The organism is Lacrimispora sphenoides JCM 1415, from assembly GCF_900105615.1.
In the GTDB taxonomy this organism is placed as follows: Bacteria; Bacillota; Clostridia; order Lachnospirales; family Lachnospiraceae; genus Lacrimispora; species Lacrimispora sphenoides.
Genome location: NZ_LT630003.1, coordinates 834,053 through 845,528 on the forward strand (window position 1 = coordinate 834,053; position 11,476 = coordinate 845,528).

The 11,476-nt window shown below is 41.8% G+C and carries 9 protein-coding genes; all 9 read left to right on the forward strand.

Features of this window, described 5'->3' with window-relative positions:
* Window positions 1-42 precede the first annotated feature (42 nt).
* Window positions 43-2,145, forward strand: a complete 2,103-nt coding sequence (locus BMX69_RS03670) for an ADP-ribosylglycohydrolase family protein (protein WP_100041593.1) — start codon at window positions 43-45, stop codon at window positions 2,143-2,145.
* Window positions 2,146-2,268: 123 nt separating this feature from the next.
* Window positions 2,269-2,940, forward strand: coding sequence for a FadR/GntR family transcriptional regulator (locus tag BMX69_RS03675; RefSeq protein ID WP_054789408.1), 672 nt, complete (start codon window positions 2,269-2,271; stop codon window positions 2,938-2,940).
* A gap of 190 nt (window positions 2,941-3,130) precedes the next feature.
* The gene (locus BMX69_RS03680) at window positions 3,131-3,988 is read left to right on the forward strand and encodes a YitT family protein (RefSeq protein WP_100041594.1); all 858 of its coding nucleotides are present in this window, start codon (window positions 3,131-3,133) and stop codon (window positions 3,986-3,988) included.
* Window positions 3,989-4,014: 26 nt separating this feature from the next.
* A complete protein-coding gene (locus tag BMX69_RS03685) occupies window positions 4,015-4,452 on the forward strand; it encodes a GNAT family N-acetyltransferase (RefSeq protein WP_054789409.1) in 438 nt (145 codons plus the stop codon).
* A gap of 546 nt (window positions 4,453-4,998) precedes the next feature.
* Complete coding sequence (locus tag BMX69_RS03690) at window positions 4,999-6,906, forward strand: PTS fructose transporter subunit IIABC (RefSeq protein WP_054789410.1); 1,908 nt, start codon at window positions 4,999-5,001, stop codon at window positions 6,904-6,906.
* A 123-nt stretch (window positions 6,907-7,029) separates the two neighbouring features.
* Entirely contained in the window at window positions 7,030-7,794 is a 765-nt protein-coding gene (locus tag BMX69_RS03695) for a DeoR/GlpR family DNA-binding transcription regulator (RefSeq protein WP_054789411.1), read from the forward strand.
* Window positions 7,795-7,949: 155 nt separating this feature from the next.
* On the forward strand, window positions 7,950-10,220 hold the full coding sequence (locus BMX69_RS03700; protein ID WP_100041595.1) for a pyruvate formate lyase family protein: 2,271 nt from the start codon (window positions 7,950-7,952) through the stop codon (window positions 10,218-10,220).
* The gene (locus BMX69_RS03705; RefSeq protein WP_100041596.1) at window positions 10,213-11,115 is read left to right on the forward strand and encodes a glycyl-radical enzyme activating protein; all 903 of its coding nucleotides are present in this window, start codon (window positions 10,213-10,215) and stop codon (window positions 11,113-11,115) included. Before BMX69_RS03700 ends, BMX69_RS03705 begins: the two co-directional genes overlap by 8 nt.
* 54 nt (window positions 11,116-11,169) lie before the next feature.
* Window positions 11,170-11,460, forward strand: a complete 291-nt coding sequence (locus BMX69_RS03710; protein WP_197678658.1) for a hypothetical protein — start codon at window positions 11,170-11,172, stop codon at window positions 11,458-11,460.
* Window positions 11,461-11,476 lie beyond the last annotated feature (16 nt).

Here is an 11,476-nt window from a genome sequence, read left to right on the forward strand (position 1 = left end):
TGATTGACAGACAGGTCATAGTTATCAAAGGAGAATGAGAATATGATACCTGATAAATATTTGGAAAAGGTATATTCCGGATTTCTGGGGATGAATATTGGTATTCGTTTAGGGGCTCCTGTAGAGCCGACCATATGGACTTATGAACGTATTTTAAATACATACGGCGAAATTACGGATTATGTAAAAGACTATAAAAATTTTGCTGCAGATGATGATGTGAATGGGCCGGTTTATTTTCTACGGGCTTTATATGATGATGCAAAAGACGGTAATTTAAAACCCCAGGATGTTGCCAGGGCATGGCTGAATTATACCCGCGAGGGTGTTGGCATGTTCTGGTGGGGCGGCTATGGCATCAGTACGGAGCATACTGCATACTTAAACTTAAAGAATGGTATTCCTGCACCGCAATCCGGGTCTATGAATCAAAATGGCCAATTACTTGCAGAACAGATCGGAGGCCAGATATTTATTGATACCTGGGGACTGGTAAATCCTTGCCGGCCGGACAAAGCAGCAGAATTTGGGCAGAGTGCCGCCAGCGTGTCCCATGATGGAGAAGGAATTTATGGTGCCCGTTTCTTCTGTGCATGTATTGCCCATGCCTTTCAGTGTCAGGATATCCATGAAATTATTCAAGTGGGGCTGTCACAAATCCCTGATCATAGCATATATGCAAAGGTTGTAAATGCAGTCCTTGATTTTTACAAAAAAAACAGTAATTGGCGGGATTGTTATAACATGCTAGTGCGTGATTGGGGATATGATAAATACGGCGGTGTCTGCCATATAATACCTAACGCAGGTGTATGTGCATTATCCATGGTATATGGGAATGGAGATTTTGCAAGGACCGTTGAAATTGCGACTATGTGCGGCTGGGATACAGACTGTAATGCAGGTAATGTAGGAACCGTACTGGGTGTTATGTGTGGGATCGAAGGACTGCCGAAAAAGTATCGTAAGCCAATGAATGATGGAATTATTCTATCTGGAATTTCCGGTTATTTGAACAATCTGGATGTACCTACTTACGCGAAAGAGGTTGCTCTGCTGGGGTACAGACTGGCTCAGGAAGAAGCTCCGGCCTCTCTGCCTGATAGTATAAAAGAAGGAGAAGTTTATTTTGATTTTGAACTGCCGGGATCTACTCATAATATGCGGGTATCAAATTCATTTTATTGTACTGCAAGCCATTCCACTGATGTAGCATTTAAAGGAAACGGTTCGCTGAAGATATTGGTCGATCGGATGACACGCGGAAATCAATGTAAGCTGTTCTATAAACCTTTTTACCGGCGGGAAGAATTTTCTGATGAGCGTTATATGCCGGTATTTACGCCTACGGTATATCCGGGCCAGACAGTATCTATGAAGCTTTATCTGGATCAGTGGAATGGCTGGGAAACACTTGGGATAGCACCTTATGTTCGTTCTATGAGCGATAAAAAAGAGCATTTACAGGGATATATTAAATTAGTGCAGGGGGAATGGATTGACGTGACCTTTGTGATACCGGAGGTAGACGGGGATTTAATTGATGAAGTAGGTATTGTAATAGAAGGTTATTCCATTGCAAAAGCCAAAACCCTGGGATTCTTATACTTAGATGAATTTTATATTACAGGTAAAAGCAAGTATACTATTAAAATTGCAAAGCAGCGAAATGAATTTGGTACAATTACCCCATTTTCTGTCAATCATGGAGCCTGGGGGAAGGACGGAGATGCGCTGTCTCTAATGAGGTGTGAGCCGGCCTTTGCCTATGCCGGTAATTATTTTTCAAAAGATGTAAGGGTGACAGTACCGGTAACTCCGATCAATGGGGAAAGCCACCTGTTACAAATCCGTGCTCAAGGTGCAAGGCGTGGATATATTGCCGGATTTTCAGAACAGGGGAAAGCAGCCATCTATAAAAATGATTTTGGTTATAAAAAAATGATAGAAACTGATTTTGCCTGGAAACCTGGTACTGCTTATAAACTTACTCTGGAAGCGGTTGGTGATATGATTACCTTGTCCATAGATGATGAGAAAATAATAGAGATGAAAGATGACAGCTTCCGGTACGGCATGTTTGGCTGTGGTTCCATTGGCATGGGGAGAACATTATTTGGTGATTTTGAAATTATAGAGATTTAGCGGCCAGTTCCACTCCAGACAAGGAAGGGGTCGACGCAATTCGTTGACTTATCTATTAATTCAGGTATAATTAATGTGTTAGACCTTTTAAATGTTAAGTTAGAGATAAAGCGAGGTATCAATATGGGTTTTGCTCCAATTGAGAATGAAAGACTATCAGATAAAGTTGTACGGGTTATAATGGAACAGATAAAAGACGGTACTTTAAAACCTGGAGATAAATTACCAAATGAACTTGATCTGGCTGATGAATTCTGCGTAAGCAGAGGAATTCTAAGAGAAGCCCTAACGATATTACAAGCAAGAAATTATATCTGTAGAAAGCCGAAAGAGGGTACATTTGTTAATCCGAATATTTCGGAAATTTTGAATGTTCCTGCGGGAATTACACTAAAAGAAGGTTCTTACAGCGATTTAATTGAAATGCGTATATGCTTGGAACAAAGGACTGTGGAGAAAATCATTGAGACTGCATCGGATGAAGAGATTGTAGAATTATATGATTTGATTTCAGAAACAGACAAGAAAAAAGGAGCGCGTTCCATCGATCACTATTTTCACTATCGTCTTGCAGAGCTTTCCCATAATGCGATATTTATGAATTTTATTGATTCCTATTATGATATCATTGATGAGGTTGTTACCCATACAACGAAGAATACAAACCGCAGACAGGAAATATATAAAGAACATTGTGAAATCATTCAAGCTCTTAAGGAAAGAGATAAAGAAAAGGCAAAAGCAGCAGTGGTAAGCCATCTTGAAAATGTATTACAAAATATCAAAAACGATTGAGAGTAAAATGAGCTCATCGGGTATCTCTTCATCATAGATGATCTTATTAAAAAAGTATACGATTGTTGTTGAGTTTTTAAAGTGCTTATGTTATTATTATAAAAAATAAATTTTTAGATATTAGGCATATGCCTTGATCCACGTTTGCTAGGGAAAATCTTAGCAAACGTGTTTTTTTTTGGAGGATAGGATGAAAAAGGGAAGATTAGCACTGGAAATTTTAACGATCATGTTAGGGAATTTTATTTATGCGGTAGGAATTGTGTTTTTTATTATGCCTTCAGGTTTGATTACCGGAGGAACCACAGGGATTGCAATTGCCGTTAATCATTATACAAAATTACCTATATCAAGTATTGTATTAGTTTTTAATGTAATTATGTTTATGATTGGATTGTTCGTATTGGGAAAAAAATTCGCGTTAACTACACTGATCAGTACATTATTCTTTCCATTATCTTTGGAAGTACTGCAAAAACTGTTCGCTAATTTAGTAATAACAGATGACATTTTTTTATGTACAATATTTGGAGGAATTTGTATAGGAAGTGCGATTGCTCTTGTGATCAGAGTTGGGGCAAGTACTGGAGGAATGAGTATACCGCCTTTAATTTTGAACAAATATATGCATATTCCAGTATCTGTCAGTTTATACGTAGGCGACTGTATTATACTTGCTCTGCAGGTAGCTTTTAGCGATAAAAATAAAATTCTTTATGGCATTGTTTTAGTTATGATTTATTCCATCGTTTTAGATAAACTTCTTATTCTTGGTACAAATAAAATACAGATAAAAGTAATAAGCGGAAAATCATCGGAAATAAAAGATGCAATAATTTCGAAATTTGACAGAGGAGTCACGCTTTTGCATAGTAAATCAGGATATCTGGAAAGAGAGATGGATATTTTACTAACTGTTATTTCTAATAATGATTTATCTAAATTTGAAAAGCTGATTCATGAAATAGACGAAGAGGCCTTTGTTATTATTAGCCATGTGAATGAAGTAAGAGGCAGAGGATTTAGTATAGGAAAAAAATATTTATAATATTTTACAATGAGGGGAGGTTTATTATGGAATTAAAAATTATTCAAGGAAATGTTTCAGAAGAAATCTTAGAACTATATGTAAATTCTTTTCGTTTGAAACCTTGGAATGAAACGTGGACATTGGATATGGCTGGTATGAGGATAAATGATTATCTTCAGAATCCGATGGCTCTAGGATATGAAGCTCGCCAAGATGGAAATATAGTTGGATTTTTAATGGGATACATAACCTCCTATTTAGGGATTAAAGAATTTCATATACAGGATTTTGTGATTTCTGTAGATTTTAGCAGAATGGGGCTTGGAACCAAAATGCTGTCTTTGGTTCAACAGGATGTTAAGAGAAGAGGGATAGAAAATATTAATTTAATCACTTTGAAAGACCCAAGGACTGAAGGATTTTACAATAAAAATGGATATGAAACTAATTCAAACCTTGTGTTTATGAATAAAAAAATATAAATAGAAGTATGAGTAAGATATGTATATCGTATTTATAAGCTTAAGCTATAGTAAATAGTATCAATTTTATGCAGCGCCTTTTGATTTAAAAAGAAAACAGAATCTGAAACATATCAATGAGGCCCTGTCCGGAAATCAGGAAATAGAATGTGCATGGTACCCTGCAGACAAAAACCTTATGAAACCAGGATTATTATACTGACATAAGCGGCGTTTAGATACAGGGACAAAAAAGAGATCGGACTGCTTACATCTTACAGGGTAAAAATAGAGAACGGCGTAGTAACCGTTCTCTATTTTTTTGCAGAAAAGAAGAGAATCTCTACAAGTGTGAACCATAAAGAATTGAAATGAATCAATATGAATCAAAATGATTGACAATAAATCAAAATGGTGTTATAGTTGATTTATTGAATACGGCGGGGAAGTGGCACCTGAATCAGTGTAAAGGAGGTATGAACAGCAGTATTGAATGGGTGGAGCCGGAACATGATACATAGAAAGATACGAAACCGCAGAAAATTATTATTATCAGGAGGAATCAAAATGGGGGATATAACAAAATTTCTCTCGCCTAAGCTGATCAAAGTCAACATGCAGGCAGAGAATAAAAATGCGGCGATAGAGGAGTTGGCGGAACTTCTCTATAAGGAACATGTACTGAAGGATAAAGCCAGCTATATTCAGAATGTGTTGGAGCGAGAGGCACAGGTACCCACAAATCTGGAGAATGGAGTGGCATTGCCTCACGGAAAATCGGATGCAGTACTGAGACCAGCGGTGGCAATCGGAACCTCCAAACGTGGAATCCGGTTTGAAGAGGGGAGCCCGGTCAGCCATATCATCTTTCTCATTGCTATGCCAAACAATGCGGACGATACGCATATTACACTGTTAAGCGGTATTACTTCCCGTTTGCTGGATTGTGATTGCCTGGAATATCTAAAGGAGGCAAAACGGCCAGAAGATATTCTGGCGGCACTTTGCACAGAGGAGGTGCGGACAGAGAGCAGAGGGTCTGAACGGTTTTTAATCGGGGTGACCGGCTGTACGGTAGGAGTAGCACATACGTATCTGGCGGCGAAAGCGTTGGCAAAAGCTGCTGAGGAGATGGGCGTATCCATAAAGGTGGAAACAAACGGTTCCATCGGCACGGAAAATGTTCCCACCAGAGAAGAGATTGAACGAGCTGAGGGGATTATCATTGCAAGTGACAAGGAGACGGACATGGAACGTTTCCGGGGAAAACAGGTAGTTACCACCACCGTGAAGGAAGGAATCGACCATCCGGCGGAGCTGATCAGAAAGGTTCTTGATGGAAAGGCCCCGGTTTTTGGAGGGAGGTCCCCAGAGCGTGTTCTGCAGGCAGCCAGTGGGAAGGCGGAGGAGCCTGCCGGTGCGCTTAGTGGAAAGATGCTGTACAAGGCGCTGATGAACGGAGTCTCCTTTATGATCCCGTTTGTGGTAATCGGTGGCCTGCTGATTGCAGTCGCACTGGCAGTGGGAGGAAAACCCACACCCCAGGGTCTTGTGATCCCCGAAGGCAGTTTCTGGAATCAGATTTCTGCAGTGGGAAGCGCCGGATTTACATTGATGATCCCGATTCTCGCCGGCTACATAGCATTTGCTATCGGTGACAGGGCGGCTCTGGCTCCTGGCATGATTGGCGGCTGGATCGCCAACAACGGTTCTTTTTACGGAGCGTCAGCCGGAACCGGCTTTATCGGAGCCATTGTGGCTGGTTTTCTGACCGGATACTTTGTAAGGTGGATGAAGAAACTTCGTTGGCCGGAGATGATCAGGCCGTTGGTTCCGATCATGATTATTCCTATTATTGGATCTTTGTTTATCGCATTTGTATTTATATTTATTATCGGAGCACCCATTTCGTCCCTGATGACGGCTCTTTACGCCATGCTGGAAAGCATGTCTGCCGGAAGTATGATTTTACTTGGCATTACAATCGGTCTGATGCAGGGCTTTGACATGGGCGGTCCCTTTGGCAAGGTAGCATTCATGTTCTCGGTTGGTTTAATTGCCGAAGGACAGCCTCAGTTTATGGGAGCTCAGGCTATGGCGATTCCGGTTGCACCGTTAGGCATGGCGCTGGCTACATTCTTAGACCGTAAGCACCAGTTGTTTCTTCCGGAGGAGACTGCCAACGGCAAGGCGGCTCTGGCCATGGGCCTGGTGGGGATTTCCGAGGGAGCTATCCCGTTTGCGGCGGGCGATCCGCTGGCCGTCATTCCGGCCAATATGATTGGATCCGTAGTGGCATGTACCATGGGATTCTTATTCGGCATTACAGATTCTGTTGCTCATGGCGGCCCAATTGTGCTGATCCTGGGAGCAGTGAACAAGCCGTTTATGGGGCTGATCTGTATGGCTGCGGGAACTGTGGTGACTGCAATTGTCTGTATAACTTTAAAGCGTCTTAAATTAAAACGAAACTAATGTATCAACTGCGGCAAGGATAACCGGAACGGAGGCATTGCACCGGTTAAGATCGATCGAAAGAATGATAGATTGACATATGATTTCCTCCTCTGATATGATAATGGCGAAGGAGGTGACGTTATGCTATCACAGCAAAGGCTTTATCATATCATGAGTATCGTAAAAGAACAGTCTTTTGTAACCATAAAGGAATTGATGGAACAGTTAAATGTGTCAAAATCCACGGTAACCCGGGATTTGATTGAACTGGAGGAACAGGGGCTGGTCAGCAGGGAGCGGGGTGGAGCTATGTGCAGAGAGGTTTCTTCTACACTGACGGTATTCAACGAAGTTCCTACCGTGAACAAGGAGAGTCTGTGTGCGGAGGCAAAGGAGATTGTCTGCCAGCGGGCTGTCACGAATGTAAAGGACGGGGACTGCGTTTATGTGGATTCCGGCACTACCCCTGTATACCTGTTACCGCAGCTGCTTGCGCACCATGTAAAGATTGTAACTCCAAGCATTTACTTAATCAAAAAGATTCCCATTACGTACAAAGGGGATATCTATCTGCTGGGTGGTCGTTTTTCACCAGATTATGATCTGAGTACAGGATCCATGGCTGTGGATATGATTCGGAATTTTAATTTTGACCATGCTTTTTTCAGTACCAATGGAGTTAATATGGAAAGCGGTGAAGTTTACATTTTCGACATGGAGATTGGGACGATGAAAAAGGAGATCATGAAGAAGAGCCAGAACAATCATCTCCTGATCGATGACTCCAAGTTTCATATTAAGGCAATGTTCTCATGGGCAAGTCTGGAGGATTTTACAAACGTGTATGTCAATCGTCTCCCTGACACAGGTGAGGCACCGGATAATTTTACCGTTTGTCTCAGTTAGAATACATTGGAAGAAAAGGGGACGCAGTTAAGCGCCCTCTTTTTTTCACTAAAAGTGCAGAACCGGAACAGGACTGCAAAACGGGGCAGTAAGAGGAAAGCGAAAGAACATAAGTGATTTTTCAAGTAATATTCGATAGAGGAGGAGACTCTGCAGTGAAAAAGAAAATTAACATTGACGGCGCTCAGAACGTAGAGGTGTCAATCCCAATTCCCAGTGAAAAAACACCGCGGGAGCAGTTGTCTATTATGGAAGCCTATACAGAGGCGCATAGAAACAGTGAGGGACTGGATAAGGCGAGAAGAGAGATTAATTGCCTGAAAGCAATATACCCGGTTCTCTTCCGTTCGATTGAAAGTGATGATCTGCTGGCAGGCAGACTTGATTTTTTGCCCATTGGCTTTGGCAGCGTAACAAGTATCGGAGGCGTAGGCCATTACTGCGTATTCCATAAGCTGAGGGCATTTAAAGAAACGCTGTCGACCGAAGAAGAAAAAGCAAGAGTTGATACGCTTTACGATTACTGGCAGGAACACGATACGAAAGCAATTTACTGTCAGGAAGTATTGACAGAGGATACCGTGGGAAGGTTTATTGATTGCTCCTATCCTCTGATGGCAACAGCCAGGTTGTCGGGTATGATGTTGAATTATAAAAAGCTGATGGAATATGGAGTGGAAGGCTTAAAAGAACTGATCCGTTCAAAAGAACAGAATGAATTCCTGGAATGTAGTTATGAAAGCCTTTGTCTTTTGCAGGAGGTAATGGAACGTCAGATGGAGCTGGTAAGAGAAGCAAGAACCGGTGCAGACCAGTCCCGTTTGAAAGATTTGGAACTAATGGAAAATGACTTACAGTATATTAAGAAGAACAAACCCCGCACGTTTCACCAGGCTTTGCAGTTGTTTTGGATTTACGCCCTTTGTGCCGGAGTCATTAACTATGGGCGGCTGGATGACGTGCTGGGACCGTTTTTACAGCATGATCTGGATCATGGCTTGATTGACGAGGAAGAGTCTTACCGGTATCTGAAATCCTTGTGGAAGATGATTGAGAACAGGCGTACTACGGTTAACGGGCGTATTATAGTAGGCGGTGTAGGTCGGGAACATCCGAAAGAAGCAGATACATTTGCCCGTATCTGTATGAGGGTGTGCAAGGACACTCGTTATGTAGAACCCCAGTTTACTCTGCGCTTTAGCAAGGATACCCCAGAGTACATAATGGATATGGCCTATGATTGTATCGGAAGCGGTGCTACATATCCGACTTTATACAATGATGATGTGAATGTTCCTGCTGTTATGTATTCCATGCGTGTGAAACGGGAGATCGCTGAACAGTACGTACCATTTGGATGCGGTGAATTTGTCATTCAGGGTAAGAGCGTAGGGACACCGAATATTTTACTGAACCTTTTAAAAATCCTTAATATCACCATAAACGGCGGAATAGACCCTACGGACGGGAAAAGAAAAAGCGGACCCGTGGAGATTCCGGAATGTTCCCAGTTCAAAACCTTTGACGAACTGTTTGATAAATATAAGGAGTTGTTAAAATATTACTTTGATTTAAGCATACAGGCTCAATACCGTTCTTATGAGATCATGAATGAAAAAGTCTCCTTTCTGTTTACTTCTGTTTTGATGGATGATTGTATCAATAGAGGGAAGGCAGTGCTGGATGGAGGAGTGGAAATCCTTGGCGGAACCAATGAAACATACGGAAACATCAATTCCAGCGATTCACTCTGGGCAATTAAAAAGCTGGTGTATATCGATAAAAAATATAGTCTCAGTGAATTGCACCAGGCACAGCTTGCCAATTTTGAAGGATATGAGAGGGTTCGAAAAGATTTATTGGATCAGGATAAATACGGCAATGACAAAACGGAATGCGATGATCTGGCAAATGATTTATTTGAATTTGTAGCCAAAGGGATCCGCCAGAAGGGGATTGATTATGGCATGGGATATTTTCTGATTGTTATTTCAAATAACCAGACAAATACCGATTGGGGCCATGGGACATTTGCCAGCCTGGACGGAAGGAAAACAGGTGTTTATTTGAATCCAGCTAATAATCCCCAGGGCGGAGCAGCTAAAAACGGGCCTACCGCCTGCTTGAATTCCCTGGTTAAGTTCCAGGCAAAATATCATGGGGGAAGCGTGCAGAATATCAAATTCACGCCCCGTATGTTCAATAAAGACAGAAAAAAAGTAAAGATGCTGTTTGATACATACTTTAAGAAAGGGGGCTGCCAGCTCATGGTAACGGTGGTGGACTATGGCGTTCTTGAGGATGCACAAAAGAATCCAGAAAATTATCCGGATTTAATTGTACGGGTGGCCGGTTACAGTGCGGTCTTTGTGAATCTGACAAAGGATATCCAGGAAGAATTGCTGAGCAGGGCATTGTATGATTAGAGTGACCAATATTGAACGCTTTGCGACCCATGACGGGCCGGGAATCCGTACCACCGTTTTCTTAAAAGGATGCCCCCTGTACTGTCCATGGTGCGCCAATCCAGAGACACAGACATCTTATCCGGAACTGTTATACAACGAGTCGAAGTGTATCGGGTGCCGTTCATGCGAAAAGAGTTGCGGGACTAAGGCAATTACCTTTGATGACAACGGAACGTTCCATTATAACAGGAACTTATGCACCGATTGCCTGGCATGTGAGAAAAATTGTATGCAGGATGCAATTGAATTTTATGGAAAAGATATGGAACTGGATATCATCATGGAAGAAGTGATGAAGGATAAGGATTACTATGATAATTCCGACGGCGGGGGAATCACGGTTAGCGGAGGGGAGCCCTTTGTACAGCTGGAGGGGCTGATCGCCATTCTCAGAGCAAGTAAGGAAAGGGGATTGAATACGGCAGTAGAAACTACAGGGAATTATTCTTTAAAAGCCCTGCAGGCTGCTGAACCCTATATCGACCATTTTCTCTACGATTTTAAACATCTGGATGACGAAGTGCTTAAAAGGATTACAGGAGGAAATGGGAAACAGATTAAAGAAAACCTGATATATCTGGTAAAGATGTGTCCGGATAAGTTAACTGTGCGCATGCCGATTATTCCTGGATTCAACTTTGATTCCGCATTAATAGAAAAGACTTTGGGATACTTACAGAAGCTGGGAGTTAAAAACGTAAACCTTCTTCCTTATCATACACTAGGAAAAGCGAAATACGAGAAATTGGGAAGAGTTTACCAGATGACTGATAAAATGCTTCATGAAGAAGATTTAGAGGAATATCACCAATATGCATTGAAGATTGGGTTGGAATCCAGAATCGGAGGATAGAAGAAAAAAACAGGAAGGAATGTGTTATGAGGTCCTTCCTGTTTTTTTGCATTCTTGGATCGTCTGCGCAGATGTGAGACCGCACATAATAAATATTTAGCAGGAAAAAGATGTCTTCTTGCAGCCTTTGCCGGAGGTACCGGTCTGGGCGCAGTAAAATGCCTGCACAGTATGGAGGAAACTTTGAAGCATATGAGCATGAGGGCTTATGACAGGCTTCCGGTAATTCGCTATAACGAAGGCTATATGCTTCCGACATTAGAGAAGGCCGGAGAAACTTATGCGGTCCGGTTGGCAGAAGGCTTTGATATGCAATATTTATTTATTATTTTCGAATATTGTTAGTGAAATACAATAGGAT

Bases quoted from the DNA above. Each gene is read 5' to 3' on its own strand.
- BMX69_RS03680 (WP_100041594.1), top strand. From the start codon at position 3,131: ATGAAAAAGGGAAGATTAGCACTGGAAATTTTAACGATCATGTTAGGG.
- BMX69_RS03705 (WP_100041596.1), top strand. From the start codon at position 10,213: ATGATTAGAGTGACCAATATTGAACGCTTTGCGACCCATGACGGGCCG.
- BMX69_RS03685 (WP_054789409.1), top strand. From the start codon at position 4,015: ATGGAATTAAAAATTATTCAAGGAAATGTTTCAGAAGAAATCTTAGAA.
- BMX69_RS03670 (WP_100041593.1), top strand. From the start codon at position 43: ATGATACCTGATAAATATTTGGAAAAGGTATATTCCGGATTTCTGGGG.
- BMX69_RS03675 (WP_054789408.1), top strand. From the start codon at position 2,269: ATGGGTTTTGCTCCAATTGAGAATGAAAGACTATCAGATAAAGTTGTA.
- BMX69_RS03690 (WP_054789410.1), top strand. From the start codon at position 4,999: ATGGGGGATATAACAAAATTTCTCTCGCCTAAGCTGATCAAAGTCAAC.
- BMX69_RS03695 (WP_054789411.1), top strand. From the start codon at position 7,030: ATGCTATCACAGCAAAGGCTTTATCATATCATGAGTATCGTAAAAGAA.